Here is a 19,396-nt window from a genome sequence, read left to right as displayed (position 1 = left end):
GCATACCCCGCGTAGGAAAGGATGCCGATGAATCTCACTGTGTTCCTCGCCGAAATGCGCAAGATCTGGCGCCCACTGCCCGTGCTGGCCATGCTGGTGTGCGCGTCGCTGTTCACGCTGCAGGCGGCGGGTCAGGCTTCGATGTTCACCCATAATGCGTTGACGTCCGCGAACTCACTGGGCAATGCCGCGGACAACGACTTCATCGCCAACATGGTCGAACGATACGGTCCGACCCTTGACCGTCAGACGAAACAGGGGCTCGCCGGCGAGCTGAACCGGCAGAAGCGGATGTTCGCCGACGGCCTCGCCACGATCCCGCAGGCCCGTGCCGCGAACGTCGGCGACTACGATTCGTTCAACCGGTACATGGAAGGCCGGTTCGGCAGCGGCAGGGTGACGGTCACGATCGATGACGACGGCAACGACGTGTACGCCGATCCCCTGCTGCAGACGGTGAATGCGGACCGGGCCATGAGCCGCACGCTCTCCCACATCACGTTCCTGCGTCAGGTGCTGGACCGGACATCCGGGGCGGATCGGCATTCGCGTGATATGGCGACGCTGGAACTGCGCATCATGCTCTCCCGAAGCGTCATCGACCGGTTCGGCGGAGGGGAGCCGACGGGAAGCTACGACGATCAGGGCAGACCGCTGAACGGTTCGCCGGAGCTTGCGCAGCTGCCCGCCACGATCACGCAACGCGTCGACACGGTCTACGGTCACACCGAACGATACGGCTATCTGGGGTCGGATGTGGTCGATCTGGTGACGAACATCGTGACCCTGCTGTTCATCGCCGCGCCGATCTGTTCGCTGATCATGGCGCTGCCGCTGATGACTCGCGACCGACAGCGCCGCATGCTTGCTCTGCAATACGCCTCCCGTACCGGCAGACATGTGGTCCGGAACCAGCTGGCGGCCATATCCGCGACCACTCTGATCACGTCGGCCGGCGTCTGCTTGATGCTTGCCATTGCCGCCACATGGCCGATACGGGCGTTCATGTCCTGTCCCGTCATCAGCGTCATGACCATTCAGCTCGTCTGGTTCGATCTTGATCTGCGATCGTATCTGATCGCCGCCACGGCCGTCGCGATGCTGTTCTCCCTGGCCGTGGTGATGCTCGTCACCTTCCTGACGCGACGTACCTCGGGCATGATCGCCATGCTGCTTCGGGCGGTGCCGGCGACCGTGGCGTGCGTCGCGCCGACGGCGATGCTGCTTGCTCCCGCCCTGTTCCTGCTGTCCGGGCCGCTGAACCGTTGGGTTCCTCTGCCCGGCAACGAACCGATGCTGTTCGGGCTCGTTCTGACGGCGGCGGGCGTCCTGTGGGTCACGGCCATCATCCGGCTGCGGCACCGGGAACCGGACGGCGTGTGACATGGCCGGCAGGCATACGGCAAAGGACGCGCGTGGGTTCCATCGGTCCGGAGGGCGTTGCCGGCCCGGAGGACATCGTCGGTCCGGTTGGCGTCACCGGTCCAGCGGTGGCCATCGTCTTCCGATGTGGCCGGTCGTACGCCACGAGCTGCGCAAGATCGCGACGCTGCCGATGATATGGGGCTTTCTCGTCGTATGCGTCGCCTTGAACCTGACGCTTGCCTCGCTGCACGCGATCTCGATTCGCGACGACATCGATTTCATCGGCCGGACGGTCGCCGTGGCCGGTACACGAGTCGACGGAGGATTCGCCGGACGGGTGCGGCATCTGCCCGAAAGCCGTCAGCGGGAGGATCTGCTGCAAGCCTTGGAAGGCGATGTCCGGATCCCGACCGGCCACGACATCACCGAACTCGGAAGACGGTACGTCGATCTGCTGCACTCCGGCGAACGCGGACCGCTGGCGAACCTCATGAACGACAAGTACCGGACGCTCGCCGGACATGCCCGGGCCATGCATGATTCCGGCACGTCATCGGATCTGTATCTCGGCGTGGCCAGCGAACGGATCCATACCGCCCTGTTCGGTACGATGCTCGGCGGCGTGACATGGGAGGCCATCGCCTTCGCCGTGCTCGCCATGCTGTATGCGTTGGGACGCGAACGACTGGCGCGAACCGAGTCGACCGTCATGTCCACGAGGTTCGGGCGAAGGATCGTCCCCGCCAAAATGCTCGCCGCGGGAATGATCGGCGTCTGCGGGTTCCTACTGTTCGTCCTGTCGGCGATCGCCCCGTATATGACGGCACTCGCCGACTCGCCCATCTGGGGCATGGATGTTTCGGGACCGTTCAACCGGGCGACCACCGAACTGGGCGAACAGCCGTTCCTGACGTGGACGCGGTTCACGTTCGTCGGGTATCTGGGCGCGTCGACGGCATTGTCGTTCATGCTGATGCTGACGGCCCTGCTGCTGGCGGCAGTGGCGGGAACCCTATGCCGGAGCATGGCGGCGGCGTTCTCGGCGACGGGACTTGTCATGTTCGCCGCGGGAGCGCTGCCCGCCGTATGCGCCCAGAACGGCTGGTGGGAGGCCTACCATCTGATTGTCCTGATTGCCGCCGGACCGATGCATGCGCTGCTCACCCGTTCGATGTGGTTCACCGACATGGGGCTGAAGGCCCTGATGCCGTGGCAGGAAAGCATCGAAACACTCGCCTCGGCGATCATACTGGCCATCGCCGTGAAGATGGCCTGTCGCAGGTTCCGCGGGAAGGATCTGTAGCGATGCCTATGGTCGGACGGCGGAATGCTGAGGCCCGACCGCTAGGCCTTGCGGGGCATGTCAGTGTCGGTGTCAATCACGATGGTGACGGGACCGTCGTTGACCAGACCGACCCGCATGTGGGCGCCGAACCGGCCTTCGCGCACCTTCACGCCGCCGGAGCGCAAAGCCTCGTTGAATTCGATCCACGTCAGGTTCGCGTGTTCGGGCTTGCCTGCGCCGACGAAACTGGGACGGTTGCCCTTGTGCACGTCCGCGTACAGGGTGAACTGGGAGATCGAGAGGATCTCGCCACCCACGTCCTGGATGGAGCGGTTCATCCGGCCGTGCTCGTCCTCGAACACGCGCAGGCACAGCACCTTGTGTGCCAGCCAGGCGATCTCCCGCTCGTCGTCAGAGTCGGAGACCCCGACCAGCATCATGTATCCGTGGCCGATCTGCTGGGGTTCGAACGTGACGTCCGGGGTGCCCAGCTCGTTGACCACGTCCACGCTGGCCTGCGACACCCGCTGCAATACGATTCTCATGACCCCGATTATGGCATGACGGCCGCGACACCGTATCGATGGCGATATCGGGACGCGGCCGTCATGATCGGGTCATCGCATCGGGCTCACAGCACGTTGCTCGGCTTGACGAAACGCCATCCGCGCTGGTTCCACGCCTGGTCCCAGAACTCCCATTCCAGCTCGCAGCTCTTGAGGAAGATCTCCTCGGTACGCTTGAGGTGCTCCTCACGGTACTTCGGCGCCTCGGTGTCGAGCAGTTCGAACATCTTCGGCAGCACGGAATCGCCTTCGCCGTCAAAGTTGGCGTAGAAGTCGATCCACGGCTTGAACACGTTGTCCTCGCCGTTCTTGCCCTCGCGCACCAGCTCGTTGCCGATCTCGATGTACGTCCACGGGCAGGGGGTCATCGCGGCCACCACGTCGATCAGGTCGCCGGTGCGGGCCGCGTTGTACATGTGCTCGTTGTACAGGTAGGTGAACGGGGCCTGGGCCTCATGCTGCAGCGACTCGTACTCCACGCCGGCCACGTCGCAGAAGTTGTGGTGCGGGTGGATCTCGCTGTTGAGCACGAAGCCGATCTGCTGGGAGAAGAACGCCATCTGCTTGCGGTTCACGCACTTCTGGATCGCGCCCGCATACACCTTGATGAAGGCGTTGAGGTAGTTGAAGTCCTGTCCGACATAGAAGGTCAGGGCCTCCTTGGGCAGGTCGCCGTTGGCGATGCCCTGCACGAACGGGTGCTTGAGGATCTCCTCGAAGATCGGGGTTCCGGCCTTGACGAGCCGCTGGGAGAAGGATTCGGTGCTGTCGGTCATCTGTGCTCTTTTCCGATGCGTTGGTTGATGGTTTGCCAAATGCACACTGGAATTACCAGACGCGACTGACGTCGAAATCACTTTCCTACGTTGGTCCTAGCCAAATCAGGTTCGAAGGGATTGGCGTACAGCCATCTCAGCGCAAGGCACCCCTAGTGTTTCCGCGTATGCGTTCACAGGCTAACACCCGGTGGCGCCGACCCGCAAGCGCGAGTGCCGGAACCAGCGACCGTCCGGTCCACGGTTCGGACGATCGGTTGTCGTACGTCAACCGGGTCATTATGCTCACTTGCGTCTTCGAACCACGAGACGAACCACGAAACGGGGAGCATAGGAAGAGCATGGCCATTGCGGGAACATCGATCATCACGTTGCTGTGGGTGCTCGTGGCGGGCATCGGCGCCGGATTCGTCGGCTATGCGGTCGGCGCCTCGTCGCTGGTCTCCTACCCCGCCATGCTGGCGCTCGGCGTGCCGCCGGTGCTCGCCAACACCACGAACACCGTGGGCGTGGTCGGCACGGGAGTCGGCGGATGCCTCTCGGCACGCAAGGAGCTCACCGGCCATCGCGCCCGCGTGATCGCCTACGCGATCATCGGCGTGGTCGGCGGCATCCTCGGCGGCATCCTGCTGCTTGACCTGCCGCCGCAGGTATTCGAATATCTGGTGCCGCCGCTGATCCTGTTCAGCGCGCTGATCATCGCGTTCAACCCGCGGGGACGGGCCCACGCCCGCGAAGCCGTGCATCAGGCGCTCGGCCCCGACTCCGTTCAGGGCCGGGAGGTCTCACGGCAGTCGTCGGCCAAGCCCAGGGACGATATCCGCAAGGACCCGTGGTGGATGTGGCTCGGCATGGCGTTCGTCGGCACCTACAGCGGCTATTTCGGTGCGGGAGCGGGTACGCTCGCCCTCGCCATGCTGGATCTGGGCAGGATCGGCAGGTTCCATGAGATCAACGCGCTGAAGACGGTCGTCGGGTTCGGCGCGAACGTCACCGCGTCGGTCATGTTCATCATGCGCGGCTCGGTGAACTGGCCGTTCGCCATCGCCCTGTGCGCCGGCTGCTTCATCGGCAGCTACATCGCCCCGCCGATCACCCGGCATATCCCGGAGAACATCATGCGCGCCGCCGCCGTGCTGGCCGGCGTCATCCTCGCCGCCAAACTCGGCTGGAGCACCTACTTCTGATCGGCTGATCGGCTGATCGCCGTGATGCCCGCCGGCGCCGGCTTCGTCGTTGTCTGGGATTCGGCTCAGTCCGCCGAGCCCGAAGCGGCGTGTCCGGCACCGACATGGGTGTGGGGCTGCCCCGGGCCGGGGGCAAGGTGCTTTCGACAGCAATGCGTTCGGCTGAGTCTATCCGTGTCGATCATTCAGCGCCCTCGGCAGGATCTCGGAGAATACCGACGAACAGCGGCGCATTCCCATCGAAGTCGCTCGACAGATCCGCGTCCAACGCATAGATGAACGGACGGTCAAGCCTCACCCGCACCTTCTTCGGTTCGGGCGGAGGACCTCCGAGTGCCATGGCAAACATGGTGTATGCCGCGGCCTTCGCCCCCTCCTCCGACACTTCCATTCTGGTTTCCTGAATGGCTTCGCCGATGAACAGAGGAAGATCGGCCATACCGGAGAAGTCGGCGTTCTCGGCGTCGAAGGCACTGACGATACCGAGGGCGGCCAGATGATCGCATAGCGACGCCGAATCAAACGTGGACTGGACGGTGAAGCGCGGAATGCTCAGATCCACCAAATAGCCCCAGCTGCTGGCTTTGGCGTTGAACGCCTTTCTCAGCTCCTCCGTATCGCCGACAAGCCGGTCGAGAGCGGATCGGTCATCGGGAAGAATGCAGGTCAGTCCGCCCCTGTATCTCACAAACGGTATAGTGACTTTCACCCATCCGTCGCCCCGGGCATAGCCGAACGACCCTGATTGCTGACGCATCATGGGTACGGGTACGTCGCCGTTCGTTCCATGAAAGATCTCCGTTCTGGTCCGTGACTTGTTGAATTTATCCTTCCATGTGCCTTCGGCGACCAGAGCGTTGATCAGCACCAGCATCTGCGAGGGATTCACGCTGATATTGGGAGACAGCATCCCTCTGGTGTGATCGCTGACCCACTGCGACATGCGACGCCCGGTGCCGGCATCGAACGGTTCGGCGTCAAAGACGTCGGCCTCCATGGCATGTACGGTCGCGCGCCATGATTCGCGAATCGAACAGCCCTTCCACACCCATACCGAGTCGGCGATGTCATACGCCTTCATGGCGTTCATCTCACGTCGGAAGTCAGCCAGGTCCGATGCCGTGATGTCCGCGGCATGCAGCGCCTTCTCCAATTCGGCTTTCGTACGTCCCCCGGCACCGGTTAAGGCGACCATCAACGCCATCCACAGCGATGTCGGGGAATAGTTCACATTGCCGTCCGCAGACAGGAACTCCGAGGTCGAATCGACCGCGAAATCCCGGATCGCCGACACGACGTTTTTGGGCGCCTCGGGAGCAAGCGGCTCTTCTTCGAACTCTTCGTCATCCCAATCGTCATCCCAGTCAGGTTCATCCCCGTCGTCATCCCAATCGTCAAGCCGCTCGTCATCGTCGATATCATCGGTATCGGCGTCGAATGCATCGTGACGCATAGTCATCCCTTCCACGCAAAGACTCACATTGACGCGCCATCGCGCCTTCATTCATATCATGCAGATCCATAACGATCATATCGTTCAGGATTCGGCGGCGCAATGCTTCCGGCGGATCCAGACCGGTTCGATCATGCGGCCGTGACGCTGCAGATGGATCAGCAGGGCGATGGCGAGCGAGCCCATGATCACCACCGGCACGACGCTGGCTTCGAGGCCGAAACGGCCTCCGGTGAGCAGGTCCGGACCGCTCCATTGCGCGATCAGCCATGAACGCTGAGTTCCGGTGCCGGAAACGATCGAGCCGAAGATCGGCCCTTCGGCGATGTTCCACATGGCGTGGAAGCCGATGCACCACCACAGTGACCGTGTGGCCAGATAGATCGCACCGAACAGCAGTCCCGCTTCGATGGCGATGGCGATGCCGCCCCATAGCGTGCCGTCCGGATTGAGTACGTGCAGCAGACCGAACACGAGCGCGGACACCGCCACCGCGCCCCATGAGCCGAGACTTTCCTCGACCAGACGCAGCAGGATGCCGCGCATCATGATCTCCTCGGCCACGCCCGCGGTCAGTCCCAGCGTCAGCAGATCGGCCCACGGAACGTAGCCGGCGTTGAATCCGACGATCCGGTATCCGCCGAACAGGGCGATGACGCCGATGCTGACGGCGATGCAGACGAACGATGCGATGCCGCCGCGCACTAGATCAAGAGCGCGGGCCGGCGCCAGTTCGATCGGCCGGCGACGGCCTTCCAACGCCATCACGACGATCAGATACGCGATGATCGCGCCGAACAGTTCGCCCCACGATACGAGCGTCATGTCGGGAGTCACTCCTGTCCCGGAACCCGGCAGCGCCGCCTTTCCGCCGGAGCCGACGCCGATGATCGCAATCGCCGCGACAATGAACACCGCCGCGAATACGAAGCCGCGCAACGGCGCGCTGTAGCGCTTCCGGTCCTTGCCGTTATATCGGCGGACCGGATGGTCGTCGGTCATGAGATCGGTCTGTCGGATCGGGGGCATACCGCCCAGCAGTATCCGGTGGATGTCGTTCGTTGAGGTATCGTTCGCTCTGCGTCCGGGGTCGGTTTGCCGTGTGGCGTTCGTTTGGTTCTCGAGGTTTGTTTGGTGTTCGGGTTGCCGCGTATCATCCATCGCCATGCCCCTTCTTGCGAATACGCCGTTGTCCTCTTTCAGTATGGCACAGCCAAGGCGACGACACTATGGGCATTGATGCCTCTAAGATGGTTTCCAGCCGTATCGCAGAGGAGCGAAGGAGAAGGACTGGCTGATGGGGAAACCGACGAAGAAGGGTGGCAGAAACAGGAAGGCCATGCAGAAGGCGCAGCAAGCCGCTGCTCGTGATCTGGTCGCCGTATCGCATGCGGCCTCGGATCCGATCAACCATTATGCGCAGTTCCGACATGGCCCTCGTTCTTTCATCCTGCATGTAGGTCCCACCAACAGTGGCAAGACCCATGATGCGCTGCAGGCGCTGGTGGGCCACGGTTCCGGCATATATCTCGCGCCGTTGCGGCTGCTCGCGTTGGAAACCGGGGAACGGCTGCGGGAGACCGGATTCGCCTGCGACATCATCACCGGAGAGGAACGATCCCTCGAACAGGGAGCACGATATTCGTCGCGGACCATTGAAATGGTCGATCTGGAGCGTCCCTATGCATGTGCGGTGATCGACGAGGCCCAGATGATCGCGGACCCTAGGCGCGGCGGCGCATGGACCCGCGCCATACTTGGCATTGATGCCGCGGAGGTGCATGTATGCATGGCTCCCGAAGCATTGGACATCGTAACGACGCTCGTGGCCCTGTGCGGGGACGAGGCACGCGTCGTCCGTCATGAACGGATGACGCCGCTGAGCGTCGAACGTCATCCACTGGACGACGATTGCGTATCCGGAGATGCGCTGATTGCGTTCGACCGGCAGATGGTGCTCACCGAGGCGGCGAGCATTGAGGATCGCGGCATCCCCACCGCCGTCATCTACGGTGCATTGCCGTGGCCTGCCCGTAGGGCGGAAGCGGAGCGTTTCGCCTCCGGCGAGGCGAAGGTGCTGGTCGCCACCGATGCGGTGGGAATGGGACTCAATCTTCCCATACGACGGGTGGTATTCACCACAGTCAGCAAATACGACGGGAGAAGGAACCGCTTGCTCACCGCATCGGAGGTGCGTCAGATAGCAGGCCGAGCGGGACGTCTGGGCATGTTTGATCATGGATACGTCACTTCGACCTGCGACGAGAATGACTGGCTGAGAAGCAGAATCGAAACCACCATTCCACCGATCACGTCGGCCCGCCTGCCGTTCCCGCGCGAATTGGGAAAAGACGCCGATGTCCTACTGAGTGTCGTGCTCAAGGCGTGGTCGAAGGCTCCCCTTCGTTTCGACATGATGCGCCGTGTTGACCTTACCGGCCCGATCACCATCGCGTCCATGCTCGAACAACGAGGGGCGGGAACGGGACAAAGCCGAGCCTCCAGCCGAAGCACCCTGCTGAAGATGGCCTTTCTGCCCGTTGACGTGCACCGTGACCTCGATGAGGTCAACGGCCTGTATCAGGGATTGAAGCGCAAACGGCACCCCATGCTCCCGGGCGGCGAAGTATGGGAACGAGAATATGACCGGGAGGATCACGACCTGATGCGGCTGGAACGAATGGTCCGGACGCTGAGCATCAGATTCGCCTTCGCGCGCACGCTCGGACTGTTGGACGAAACCATGGAAGCCCGTTTTTCGGAGGAGCGAATACGCCTGGAGCGTCAGGTGATCGCCAAGGTCACCGGACCGAAGGCACCGTTGATCGAAGACCGACTCACGACGGATCTCCTTGACTCGGAAGGCAATGACGGGCGCCTGACCGGTGTCTGGAGATTCTGACGAATGGCGGCCCGTCCCGTCGGATCAGGCCGCACTCTCCTACCGGATAAGCGCTATGGGGGTATCAGCCGCGTCAGCGTCGAGTTTCGCGGATGGCGGCCTTGCAGGCCCATTTGGTGAGCAGGTATTGCCCGTAGCAGCTGACGGCGATGACGCCGACCATGATCGCCGTGGACGCGATCGTCGGCACCAGACCGTCGCGGTTCCTCAGCTCCTTCCACGGGCAGGCGCATGCGGGCTTGCCGTCCACGATTTCGGGAGCGACTCGCTCCGTGCCGTCCGTCTCGTTCATGCGCTTGTCGTCAGTGTTTCCGTAGTCGGCGTTTCCATAGTCGGCGTTCATGGCAATCCTCCTTGATTGAATCCGTGCGACCATGCCACATTCAGCTTATCAACCGGCGCCATCTGCGCCCAAGCAGCGTACATGTTCCTGATAGGTGTTCAACGTGTCGATGACCGGCGGAAAATCGATCATGACTGTGTCATATAGCACATCCCAATCAACATCCCCGTATTCATGGACGATAACGTTCCGCAACCCGCGGAGCTCTCTCCATGGCACATCGGCCATAGCCGTTCGGGCTGAATCGGAAAGCCGCGCGGCACATTCCTGCGCCTGCTCTATTTCCTTGGCGGCCGAATTACGGCTCTTTCGGTCCAGCGCCAGATCCTCGGCGGCAGCAAATTCAGACACATCATCATAGGCATAGCCGAGATGCTCAATGAGTTCGGCCAGCAACAAACCATCACGCTCAGATTCCTTCATCATACGATCCTTGTCAGATCATGTTTGATGGCGTCATAGAATCGTCTTCCCGAAACAGTGTGTTCGGCATTGAACAGCAAGGTCTTCTGGGAAAGGAGCGAAACCGGCGAGCCGAGACCTGCTTCCAAATCATCCTTCAACGATAGAATCGCCCCTGCCGTAGCCCTGTGATTGTCATCCAGCCGGTAGATGAGATCGACGTCCGAGTGGGGACCATTCTCACCGCGGGACACCGAACCATAGACGTACATCTCCCCAACACCATGATTCGGCGCTGTTCGCTGCGCGACGGTCCGCAACTGATCCAGTGAGAGAACACCCATATGTTCATGATACATAGCCTCGCAAACGGCACATAAGAGGGGCGTGATGAACACAACGGCAAGATTCACCCCCATACGATGGCGGATTCCGTTCGTCTCTCGACTTCCGTGTTGCTTTCCATCAAGGTATGAGTCATACGCAGGAAACGGCCGTGATCACTTTCGTCTCGCGCGCAACGTCCTCTCCTGCGGGCTTCCCTTGCGAGGGGTCTGCGAAAGGAAATCGGGCGCTGGGTTTGACTGTCGGCTCATAACCCATTATCATATTCCATGAATTCCCCCAAAGGGCCTCTCCGGACGGTCTTCGACTCAGCCGTGATGCACTGGGGGTTCTCTTTTTTCCCAAGGCATTGTTTCGTCCTCCGCCTCGGTTGCACCGACTTCGACATCATCCGCGCGCGAGTCGTTCCGCCCGTAGAACAGGATGACTACGATGCATCCGGCGAATGCGAGCATGGCGACGAACATGCCGGTCGTTCCCATGAGGCCCAGCGGGACCATTCCGAGCATGCCCAGTTGCAGCGTAAGGCCAACACCCAACATCACGGCGATACCAACGAGCAGTGTGTAGACACTCCATACTCGCATTATCACGGCATGCCTCCATACCGAGCGCGGAGGCCGATGCGGGTCGATCAGGCGCCCTGAGTACAGGATGGCGATGTGTCCAAGCACCATCACGGTAACAATGGCAAACTCGAAGCCGGGCGCAAGCCAGATCAGCCACGGACTTTTGTCGGCCCAACCGTCGACGACGCCGGCCATGTTCATGTGCATCGGCACACGCTGCGGCATACTGTCGTAGCCTGCGTATCCGATGATGACCGTCGCCGCGATGATCGCGACGTAAACGAGATCCCACCACAGCGGCAGCGGCTTGGGCAGCGAATCGTCAATGACGGCAACACGTCGATCGCCGGTCGCTTTCCAACCGCGTTCCGTCTTGACCGAGATCACCTCGCGGCGGCACCGCTGCCACCAGACGAATCCGAATGCCATGATCAGAACCAAGGCGATGACCGCGGTCCAGAATGCCACAGTCGGACCGAATCCAAGCCACACACCGAAGTCGACGAGTGCCAATATGCCGCCGAAGCCACCGACGGTCAACGAATAGTTTCTTCTGAGACCCGCGAGACGTATATCGGAGAACGCCGCGGGCGGTACTGTGACACCGAACATCTCGTACCGGTCGGTCGCCCATGGTGCGGCCGCCACGCCGACGGTCTCCAGCACCGGCAGCATCAGCCACATCGCCGTCGTGATGACGGTCATTGCGCTGTCATTCATTGCCCCCCTACTTGGGTCCTTGAATCACTTGAATTATATGTCCGTATGCCCGTTCGCACTGGCGCCGGACCATGATGAGGGACGATGCCATGTCACCGCCGCCGCTCGTAAAGCGCCATCCCGCGCGCAGCATCCCCGAGTTCAACCCGCACAAGGCCTCACACGATAGCAAAAACTCGCATGATGACGGGCTTCCATATGCCAAGGGTCACTGGTCTGGGTTGTTAAGTAGTGGGGCGCGACCGTCATCATATGCGCGGATCAATCGCGCAGAAGGAATGCCGTGAAGTATGGTGCGGTGAAGATGTGATTGCTGCCGCCGATGTTGCCCGCACTAAATTTGATACCGAAGTTGATGTCCGGGTAGGAGTCCGAAGTCACGAGCGTGCGCAATAATTTGGCGGTGCCGTTCTTCGCCTTCACCTCGACCGGGACGAGGTGGTTCCTGGTCCGGATGAAGAAGTCCTGTTCCAGTGTCGAATTCTCCCGCTTGTAGTAGTAGAGATCGTATCCCTGCTTCTTCAGCGCCTCGCCCACAATGCTCTCATATAGCGCACCCTTGTAGACACCCAGATTGCGGTTGGCCCGAAAGTCCTCGCTGGCCTCGCCGTCGAGCATGGACACAAACAGTCCGGTGTCGCCGAAGTAGAGCTTGAACCGGTTCTCGTCGTAGTTGCCCTTCAACGGCAGTTCCGGATACGCCAGACATGGGCTGCGTGTTGTATGTGGTGATTCCGATTGTCGCCAAAACCCATTGCCGAAGAATACAGGAGAAGCCATGAATTGGCAGAAGGACTCGGCTGGAATGAATCCTGCGACGGATGACTGTACAAGGTCTTCGTCCAACCGTTTTACGGATTGGTTGAGAGAAGCAAAGGGCTCATGCTTCGTGAAGGAAGCCGCATACAATGGGAAGCGTAATACTTTATAGGGGAACTATGGATTGGAGACTGTCATGGCGAAAATCGGCATGAGTAACCTGCTGGAGGCCAACGGTCTTCGGCTGGGATACACGGCGAGAACGGTCACGGTCACCGAGCCGGCGACCGGGTTCAAGATCGTGTTCAACAACGACGGCACGGTGCGCAGCAACACGTTCCCGCCCGAATCATTCCCGTTGGTGGAAGGCTATTTCAAGCGTTCCTATCCGTTTGTGGAGGACGCACGCGAAGTGGATCGCGAATATGCCTGAGATATGGTTTGAAGACGTCGCCGGATATGAGTTCTATGTGACCAGCAATGATGGCGGTCACGGCGTGCATTTTCATATTAAACGCAATAATTCGTATCGGCTTGCCAAATTCGTATTGGCCGCCGACGGGGACGTGGTCGTGGACTCGACCACGTTGGATCCCAAGACGACACGGAAGATTCAACTGTACATGCGCCGCAACTGGAACGGCTTCGTGCAGGCTTGGCGCAGTTTCTTTGGTAACTGCCACTTCGATAAGTGACAAGTCCAATGCGAGACATTCGGCGTTCTACTAGCAAAGCAGCCGGTCGCCGGCGAGCGCGTGCGCTTGGGTGTCTGCGTCTCAGCATCTCCTTGGATTGTGCGGCCATAGTATTTGACGAAATTCGCAATTGCGACAAATGCAATCACACCAAAACCTCATGTCGTCTTTAGTTGACAGCCGCTCCTTCGATTGGCGTAATCCCGCGCGGGCAATCATCATGGAGGAGCGAGACGCAGTAATACGCAACGGCAGGATTCTCGGAATAACATGACGGTTTCGGCGGCGGAACGCCGTCAGCAGACCATCATCGGAATGTTGACCGTCGCGATCACTGCCATCCTGCTGATCGTGTGCGGCGCTGCCCTGTATCGCAGTATGTCGGGCAGGCATTTCGCCACGACGGGCGCTCCGCAATCGGAACAGGCCGCATATGAGACCTTGCGCAAGGTCAAGGTCAAGCCGTCGCTCGCGGACGATCAGGGCGGCATTCTGATCGCCAAGAACGGGTACGTAAGAACGGCTTCTCCACGCCAACCGTCACAATCGACGATCGTCGCTGGCAAATGGACGGCGGCGATCTGAAAAGCAGCTTCCTCACCGCCATCGGCCTGGACGAAAATAAAGTCGGCAATTCGGCCATCACGCCGAAAAACTGATTGCACAAACCATAACGTTTGAGGAGCGATATTGATGGAACCGATACATGCTTGCGACAGTCTCAATGAGGTACGTACCAATATCGACCGCATCGACGCACGGATGGTCGATCTGATAGCCGAGCGCGGAGCCTATGTGGCGCAGGCCGCGCAGTTCAAGAAGAATGCGGACGACGTCAAGGCATCATCGCGCGTGGACGCGGTCATCGCCAAAGTGCGTGGGTTGGCCGAGGCATCCCATGCCGACCCGGATTTGGTCGAAGCGGTCTGGCGCACGATGATCACCCACTTCACCAATGCGGAAATGACGGATTTCATGCACCGATAATCGACGTCACTTCTCGCCGCGGCCATTCCCGCGCGCAACGCCACCCGAATCCAGCCCGCACAAGGTCCCACACACTAGAAAAGCCCGTCGGCCGTCATAACACGGCCGGCGAACTTACGCATTAACGAAATTATACGCAGGATCAGTCGCCCCACACCTCGTCGGCGATGGACTTGACGAGGGCGATCTTGGCCCACTGCTGCTCCTCGGTGAGCTTGTTGCCCTCCTCGGTGGAGGCGAAGCCGCACTGGGTGGACAGGCACAGGCGATCGAGCGGCACGAACTGCGAGGCCTCCTCGATGCGGGCCTTGATCACGGCGGGATCCTCGAGCTCCGGGGTCTTCGACGTGATCAGGCCGAGCACGACCTTCTTGTCGCCGGAGACTTCGGCGAGCGGCGCGAAGTCGCCGGAACGGTCGTCGTCGAACTCCAGGTAGTAGGCGTTGACGTTCTCGCGGCCGAACAGGTTCGCGGCCACGGGCGCGTAGCCACCGGAGGAAAGCCACGTGGAGTGGAAGTTGCCGCGGCACACGTGCGTGTTGATGGCGAGGTCGGCGGGCTGGCCTTCGATCACCGCGTTGATGATGTCGAGGTTCTGCCGCTGCAGGCGCTCGGCGTCCTCGTCGCTCCAGCCGAGACGTTCGCGCACGGACGGGTCGCACAGGCGGGTCCACGTGCAGTCGTCGAACTGCACGTTGCGGCAGCCGGCCTCGTACAGGTCGGCGATGGTTTGACGGTAGGCCTTGACGATGTCGGCGGCAAGCTCCTCGTCGGTGGCGTAGAACTCGTCGTACGGGTAGGCGGCCTTGTTGCCGGTGAGCACGAACAGGGTCTGGGCGGGAGACGGCATGGTCTGGCGGGCGACGGTGTTCTCGTCCTCGAACTGCTTGACGAACTTGAAGTGTTCGACGAACGGATGGTTATGGCCGTCGAGCCTGCCGGTCACGGCGGCGGTGTCGGCGGGGGTGACCTCGTCGTGGAAGGCGACGCGGTGGGCGGCGGCCTTGTGCTCCACTCCGGCGAAGCCCCACATGAAGTCGAAGTGCCACCAGCGGCGGCGGAACTCGCCGTCGGTGATCACGTGCAGGCCGGCCTGCTTCTGCCTGGCCACCAGTTCCTCGATGGCCTTGTCCTCGACCGCCTTGAGCGCGGCGGCGTCGATCTCGCCGACTTCGAAGGCCGCACGGGCCTGCTTGAGCGCTTCGGGACGCAGGTAGCTGCCCACCACGTCGGCATGGAAGGGCGCGTTGCTGGCGTATGCCATGGTTGTTCTCTCCTCGGGTATCCGGTTCGCCGTTTGCGGCGCTGACCTTGGTACCTTACCGCGATTCGGCGAGGCACGCGACCGATGGCACCGCCGGCGACGGATCGTCCGCGGCGGGAAGCGCGGTCACGCACACGGCAGGACGACGACATACGGATTATAGTCCGTGGACTACGGGCCCTGTTTCGGGGATCATATCCCGTATGAGTTTGGATGATGTGAAGACGAGACGACGTAGGGCATTCGGCAAGGCGGTCGCGGCATTGCGGCGGAACCGTCGGATATCGCAGGAGAAACTGGCCCTGAACGCCGGCATCGACCGCTCCTATGTGGGGCAGATCGAGCGCGGGGAGAAATCGCCCACGCTCGACAAGATCTGGCAGCTCAGCGACGCACTGGGCGTGACCCCCGTGGAGATGTTCACGCAGGTGCTGGTGGAGCAGCAGGTGCTGGACGACGGTCAGGACCGGTAGCCGGTAAGCGGCAACAGTCCCGACACCCCCGAAAAGCGGACGGGTGCCGGGACTGTTGCCGTTCAATGTCGAACGTCCGACTATTCGGCGACGATCCTGTTCATGGGCATGGCGGAGTCGATCGCGAAATCGGGTGAGCTGGGCTTGACGCCGGCCTCCACCAGATTCACGCCGAGCATCGCCACCATCGCACCGTTGTCGGTGCACAGCTTGATTTCGGGGATGCGCACCTCGACGCCATGGTCGGCGCCGAATTCCAGCAGCTTGGCGCGCAGCTGCGAGTTGGCGGAGAAGCCGCCGCCCACGATCAGCGTGGAGGAATCGTACTGTTCGCAGCCGCGCATGGCCTTGCGGGCCAGCACGGTGGCGACGGAGTCGGCCAGCGAGGCGCACACGTCGTTGACGGGGATCTCGCGGCCGGCGGCCTGCTGCTCCTCGATCCAGCGGGCCACGGCGGTTTTCACGCCGGAGAAGCTGAAATCGTAGGGGTGCTTCGCGGCGGCCTTGCCCTGGGTCAGCCCCTGCGGCACCCGGATGGCGTGCGGGTCGCCCTGCTGCGCGTGACGGTCGATGTGAGGGCCTCCCGGGTAGGGGAAGCCGAGCAGACGGGCGACCTTGTCGAAGCATTCGCCCGCGGCGTCGTCAAGCGTGGTGCCGACCACGTCGACGTGCCGGGCCACGTCCTCGACGTGCAGCAGCGACGTGTGGCCGCCGGAGACGATCAGCGCCAGCGTGTCGGGCGGGAACGGCCCGAACTGCAGCTGGGTGACGGCGATGTGGCCGATCACATGGTTGATGCCGTACAGCGGCTTGTTCGCCGCCCAGGCCAGCGCCTTGGCGCCGGAGACGCCGACGGCCAGACACCCGGCGAGACCGGGACCGGACGACACGGCGATCGCGTCGACGTCGGACAGCGTCATGTCGGCGTCGGCAAGGGCCTTGGAGACCACCGGCACGAACGCCTCGGCGTGCGCCCGGGAGGCGATCTCGGGGATCACGCCGCCGTATCGGGCGTGCTCGTTCATGGATGAGGCCACCACGTTGCTCAGCAGCGTCCGGCCGCGTACGATCGCCGCCGCGGTCTCGTCGCAGGTGGATTCGATGCCCAGCACCACCGGTTCGCTCATGATTCGTCTCCCCCGTTCCCTTGCTTGTTCTCCTGTTCAAGGCTTTCGTGTTCGCCAGTGCCGTGGAAGCCGACTGTCCACGGGTTCAGTTCCAGACTCATGGTGAAGGCGTCGATACCCTCCGGTTGATAGTACCGTTTGCGACGTCCCATCATCTCGAATCCGAAGCTGCGGTACAGGGCGAGAGCCGGCTCGTTGTCCACGCGCACTTCAAGCAGCATCCTGCGGGCGCCCTTGGCCTTCGCCTCGTCGATCAGCCGGCGCATCAGGGCGTTGGCGATGCCTTGGCGCTGATGCTGCCGGTCCACGCCGATGGTCATGAGTTCGGCGTCGTCCCCGTCATACCAGAATCCCGCGTAGCCGCGCATCGGCTCGTGCTCGGACGGGGCCTCGGCGAAGTACGAGCGGGCCGGGGCCTCGAGCTCCTGACGGATCATCGATTCGCTCCACGCTCCCCGACCGAACAGGTCGGCCTCCAGTTCGGCCATGCGCATGATGTCATTGTCCGTGAATTCGCGGATCATCGGCCGCCCTCGCCTTCCGCGGCAACACGGTCGGCACCGTGATCGGCACCGGCACGATCAGACCCGGCACGGTCAGACCCGGCACGGTCCGCACCGCCATGGTTCAGCACATGCTTCAGCGGGTTCGGCACCGACACGTCGGGCCTGCGCAGATACAGTGGTTCGGACGGGCATTCGTCGCCGTCGACATGGTGTCGTTCGGCCGTGCGGGCGAACAGGATCGGCCCTTCGACGCCCGCGCCATGCAGTACGGAGTCGTCAATCAGCTCCCCGCGTCGGATCAGGTTCAGCCATGCGGAGGCGTATTTCTCCACGCCGTGGCCGATGACGTCGACCACGATCGGACGGCAGTCCTCCCCGAGCATGTCGGAGACGATCGCGTTCGTCCTCTCCACGATGTCGTTCGGATACGCGATGTCCATGTCGCCGATCGGCCGGGGCAGTCCCGCCTTCGCCAGTCCCGACGCATCGGTCGGTTCGATCACGCTTTCGTACAGGCGGTAGTACAGCTGACGACGGCGGGCGTCGTTGACGGCGAGCACGAGATGCCGGTAGTCGGACGCCACGCCGCCATCGGCACGCAGACGGCGTTCGGCCTGCCAGACGGCCTGCGGCTCCAGCACGTCCTGTCCCAGCAGCTGCGCGTCGAGGGCGAAGGCGAGCGCCTTGGCCGCGACGATACCGGCGCGCAGTCCGGTGAACGGCGCGGGCCCGGTGCCCACCACGATGCGCGAGATGTCCTTCGGCTCCAGTCCCGCGCGTTCGATCGCCGCGGCGATGTTCGGCTGCAGCCGTTCGACGTGCAGGCGGGAGTCCGCCTCATGGATCGGTTCCTCGCCGACCACACTCACCGTGGAGCCGTACGACGTGTCGATCACCAACGTGGTCGGGAATGCGGTCGGATCCTCACACACCATAATCCTGTCCAGTCCTGCCCTTCTGTCCGCTCTGTCGTTCCGTTCTGTCCGTTCCGTTGCCGGTTGCGGCCGCCGTCTCCGTCCGGTTCGCCTCCGGCGTCCGTTTTCATTCCCCGTTATTGTAAGCCCGACACCCGTCGGGTCCAGTCCGATCCCACGGGCACGAGGGTGATCGTCCTGACGCCGTCGCCGGTCAGCTCCCGATCGGCGTCGGTCTCCTCGGCGGACGGTTCGATCGGCGTGATCGGCCGGTCGATGTGGATCTCCAGACGTTCGGGGGCCAGGGCGGCGATCATCTGCTCGCCCCATTCCATCAGCACCACCGTGTCGTCGCTGGGATCCTCCAGTTCCTCGTCGAGGCCGAGGGATTCGAGCTCGTCCAGCAGACGCGAGACCACGTCCTCGCCCGGCGCGTAGTCATTGCCTCCCAGGCGGTAGGCGTCCACGTGCACGAGATGGGCCGCCGTGCCGTCTGCGAACCGGCCCTTCAGCTCGCGGGCGATGGTGAAGGTGGGCGAGACGATGGGTTCGTCGATGCCCAGTCCCGCGCCCAGCCCCTGGGCGAAGGTGGTCTTGCCGGCGCCGAGCGGGCCGGAGAGCAACACCACGTCGCCACCGCGCAACAATCCGGCGACCCGTTCGCCGATCGTCCTCGTGTCGTCCGCGGTGGGCGCCTCGATGGTCAGCGCGTTCCTGCCGTAGGCGTTCATGTCGTTTCCGCTCATACTCGTTCCTCT

General features: G+C 62.3%; 23 protein-coding genes and 1 riboswitch. Of the genes, 9 read left to right on the top strand and 14 right to left on the bottom strand.

Going from position 1 to position 19,396, the window contains the following annotated elements:
- The first annotated feature begins 27 nt into the window (after positions 1 to 27).
- A complete protein-coding gene (locus CSQ87_RS01560; protein ID WP_100512092.1) occupies positions 28 to 1,383 on the top strand; it encodes a hypothetical protein in 1,356 nt (451 codons plus the stop codon).
- Positions 1,384 to 1,507: 124 nt separating this feature from the next.
- The gene (locus tag CSQ87_RS01555; protein WP_100512091.1) at positions 1,508 to 2,668 is read left to right on the top strand and encodes a hypothetical protein; all 1,161 of its coding nucleotides are present in this window, start codon (positions 1,508 to 1,510) and stop codon (positions 2,666 to 2,668) included.
- 41 nt (positions 2,669 to 2,709) lie between these two features.
- Here CSQ87_RS01555 and dtd read toward each other — a convergent pair whose 3' ends face one another.
- Positions 2,710 to 3,195: a D-aminoacyl-tRNA deacylase gene (gene dtd, locus CSQ87_RS01550; RefSeq protein WP_100512090.1), complete on the bottom strand. Its 486-nt coding sequence runs from the start codon at positions 3,193 to 3,195 to the stop codon at positions 2,710 to 2,712.
- 86 nt (positions 3,196 to 3,281) lie between these two features.
- Positions 3,282 to 3,992, bottom strand: a complete 711-nt coding sequence (gene tenA, locus CSQ87_RS01545; protein WP_100512089.1) for a thiaminase II — start codon at positions 3,990 to 3,992, stop codon at positions 3,282 to 3,284.
- Between the two features lie 65 nt (positions 3,993 to 4,057).
- Positions 4,058 to 4,156: riboswitch (TPP riboswitch) on the bottom strand.
- 177 nt (positions 4,157 to 4,333) lie between these two features.
- Here tenA and CSQ87_RS01540 point away from each other — a divergent pair.
- Complete coding sequence (locus tag CSQ87_RS01540) at positions 4,334 to 5,179, top strand: sulfite exporter TauE/SafE family protein (RefSeq protein ID WP_100512088.1); 846 nt, start codon at positions 4,334 to 4,336, stop codon at positions 5,177 to 5,179.
- 181 nt (positions 5,180 to 5,360) lie between these two features.
- On the opposite strand, the gene CSQ87_RS01535 is transcribed toward CSQ87_RS01540, so the two are convergent.
- Together CSQ87_RS01535 and CSQ87_RS01530 are read right to left on the bottom strand one after the other, a co-directional pair.
- Entirely contained in the window at positions 5,361 to 6,632 is a 1,272-nt protein-coding gene (locus tag CSQ87_RS01535) for a serpin family protein (protein WP_133122317.1), read from the bottom strand.
- An 84-nt stretch (positions 6,633 to 6,716) separates the two neighbouring features.
- Positions 6,717 to 7,634, bottom strand: coding sequence for a CPBP family intramembrane glutamic endopeptidase (locus CSQ87_RS01530; RefSeq protein WP_165776680.1), 918 nt, complete (start codon positions 7,632 to 7,634; stop codon positions 6,717 to 6,719).
- 295 nt (positions 7,635 to 7,929) lie between these two features.
- On the opposite strand from CSQ87_RS01530, the gene CSQ87_RS01525 reads away from it, so the two are divergent.
- Positions 7,930 to 9,534 (top strand): helicase-related protein, encoded by a 1,605-nt coding sequence (locus tag CSQ87_RS01525; RefSeq protein ID WP_100512085.1) that lies wholly within the window; start codon positions 7,930 to 7,932, stop codon positions 9,532 to 9,534.
- 73 nt (positions 9,535 to 9,607) lie between these two features.
- On the opposite strand, the gene CSQ87_RS01520 is transcribed toward CSQ87_RS01525, so the two are convergent.
- From CSQ87_RS01520 to CSQ87_RS01495, 5 genes are all read right to left on the bottom strand, one after another.
- A complete protein-coding gene (locus CSQ87_RS01520) occupies positions 9,608 to 9,877 on the bottom strand; it encodes a hypothetical protein (RefSeq protein WP_100512084.1) in 270 nt (89 codons plus the stop codon).
- 48 nt (positions 9,878 to 9,925) lie between these two features.
- Entirely contained in the window at positions 9,926 to 10,303 is a 378-nt protein-coding gene (locus CSQ87_RS01515) for a HepT-like ribonuclease domain-containing protein (protein WP_100512083.1), read from the bottom strand.
- The gene (locus CSQ87_RS01510) at positions 10,300 to 10,698 is read right to left on the bottom strand and encodes a nucleotidyltransferase family protein (RefSeq protein ID WP_100512082.1); all 399 of its coding nucleotides are present in this window, start codon (positions 10,696 to 10,698) and stop codon (positions 10,300 to 10,302) included. The genes CSQ87_RS01515 and CSQ87_RS01510 overlap by 4 nt, the downstream gene beginning before the upstream one ends.
- 234 nt (positions 10,699 to 10,932) lie before the next feature.
- Positions 10,933 to 11,913: a DUF1648 domain-containing protein gene (locus tag CSQ87_RS01500; RefSeq protein ID WP_100512081.1), complete on the bottom strand. Its 981-nt coding sequence runs from the start codon at positions 11,911 to 11,913 to the stop codon at positions 10,933 to 10,935.
- Between the two features lie 261 nt (positions 11,914 to 12,174).
- A complete protein-coding gene (locus tag CSQ87_RS01495; protein WP_243388785.1) occupies positions 12,175 to 12,597 on the bottom strand; it encodes a DUF4143 domain-containing protein in 423 nt (140 codons plus the stop codon).
- A gap of 271 nt (positions 12,598 to 12,868) precedes the next feature.
- Here CSQ87_RS01495 and CSQ87_RS01490 point away from each other — a divergent pair, with 271 nt between their 5' ends.
- The 4 genes from CSQ87_RS01490 to CSQ87_RS01475 all read left to right on the top strand — a co-directional run bounded on the left by CSQ87_RS01490 (position 12,869) and on the right by CSQ87_RS01475 (position 14,354).
- Positions 12,869 to 13,105 (top strand): hypothetical protein, encoded by a 237-nt coding sequence (locus CSQ87_RS01490; protein ID WP_100512080.1) that lies wholly within the window; start codon positions 12,869 to 12,871, stop codon positions 13,103 to 13,105.
- Positions 13,098 to 13,367 carry a DUF4160 domain-containing protein gene (locus CSQ87_RS01485; RefSeq protein WP_100512079.1) on the top strand — a complete coding sequence of 90 codons (270 nt, stop codon included), beginning with the start codon at positions 13,098 to 13,100 and terminating at the stop codon, positions 13,365 to 13,367. The genes CSQ87_RS01490 and CSQ87_RS01485 overlap by 8 nt, the downstream gene beginning before the upstream one ends.
- 270 nt (positions 13,368 to 13,637) lie before the next feature.
- Complete coding sequence (locus CSQ87_RS01480; RefSeq protein WP_100512078.1) at positions 13,638 to 13,952, top strand: hypothetical protein; 315 nt, start codon at positions 13,638 to 13,640, stop codon at positions 13,950 to 13,952.
- A 108-nt stretch (positions 13,953 to 14,060) separates the two neighbouring features.
- The gene (locus CSQ87_RS01475; protein WP_100512077.1) at positions 14,061 to 14,354 is read left to right on the top strand and encodes a chorismate mutase; all 294 of its coding nucleotides are present in this window, start codon (positions 14,061 to 14,063) and stop codon (positions 14,352 to 14,354) included.
- 142 nt (positions 14,355 to 14,496) lie between these two features.
- Here CSQ87_RS01475 and CSQ87_RS01470 read toward each other — a convergent pair whose 3' ends face one another.
- Positions 14,497 to 15,618 carry a 5-methyltetrahydropteroyltriglutamate--homocysteine S-methyltransferase gene (locus CSQ87_RS01470; protein ID WP_100512076.1) on the bottom strand — a complete coding sequence of 374 codons (1,122 nt, stop codon included), beginning with the start codon at positions 15,616 to 15,618 and terminating at the stop codon, positions 14,497 to 14,499.
- A gap of 203 nt (positions 15,619 to 15,821) precedes the next feature.
- Between CSQ87_RS01470 and CSQ87_RS01465 the strand changes: the two genes are divergently transcribed.
- Positions 15,822 to 16,091: a helix-turn-helix domain-containing protein gene (locus CSQ87_RS01465; protein WP_100512075.1), complete on the top strand. Its 270-nt coding sequence runs from the start codon at positions 15,822 to 15,824 to the stop codon at positions 16,089 to 16,091.
- Positions 16,092 to 16,171: 80 nt separating this feature from the next.
- Here the strand turns inward: CSQ87_RS01465 and tsaD are convergent, their stop codons facing one another.
- The 4 genes from tsaD to tsaE all read right to left on the bottom strand — a co-directional run bounded on the left by tsaD (position 16,172) and on the right by tsaE (position 19,384).
- Positions 16,172 to 17,218 carry a tRNA (adenosine(37)-N6)-threonylcarbamoyltransferase complex transferase subunit TsaD gene (gene tsaD / locus CSQ87_RS01460; protein ID WP_100512074.1) on the bottom strand — a complete coding sequence of 349 codons (1,047 nt, stop codon included), beginning with the start codon at positions 17,216 to 17,218 and terminating at the stop codon, positions 16,172 to 16,174.
- Entirely contained in the window at positions 17,215 to 17,742 is a 528-nt protein-coding gene (rimI, locus tag CSQ87_RS01455; protein ID WP_100512073.1) for a ribosomal protein S18-alanine N-acetyltransferase, read from the bottom strand. The genes tsaD and rimI overlap by 4 nt, the downstream gene beginning before the upstream one ends.
- Positions 17,739 to 18,659, bottom strand: a complete 921-nt coding sequence (gene tsaB / locus CSQ87_RS01450; protein ID WP_100512072.1) for a tRNA (adenosine(37)-N6)-threonylcarbamoyltransferase complex dimerization subunit type 1 TsaB — start codon at positions 18,657 to 18,659, stop codon at positions 17,739 to 17,741. Before tsaB ends, rimI begins: the two co-directional genes overlap by 4 nt.
- Before the next feature lie 116 nt (positions 18,660 to 18,775).
- A complete protein-coding gene (tsaE, locus tag CSQ87_RS01445; protein WP_423734759.1) occupies positions 18,776 to 19,384 on the bottom strand; it encodes a tRNA (adenosine(37)-N6)-threonylcarbamoyltransferase complex ATPase subunit type 1 TsaE in 609 nt (202 codons plus the stop codon).
- Between the last annotated feature and the right edge of the window lie 12 nt (positions 19,385 to 19,396).

This window comes from Bifidobacterium simiarum, from assembly GCF_002802905.1.
Classification (GTDB): Bacteria; Actinomycetota; Actinomycetes; order Actinomycetales; family Bifidobacteriaceae; genus Galliscardovia; species Galliscardovia simiarum.
The sequence above is the reverse complement of the archived record's forward strand: the minus strand, read 5'-3'. Positions and strand labels throughout refer to the sequence as shown.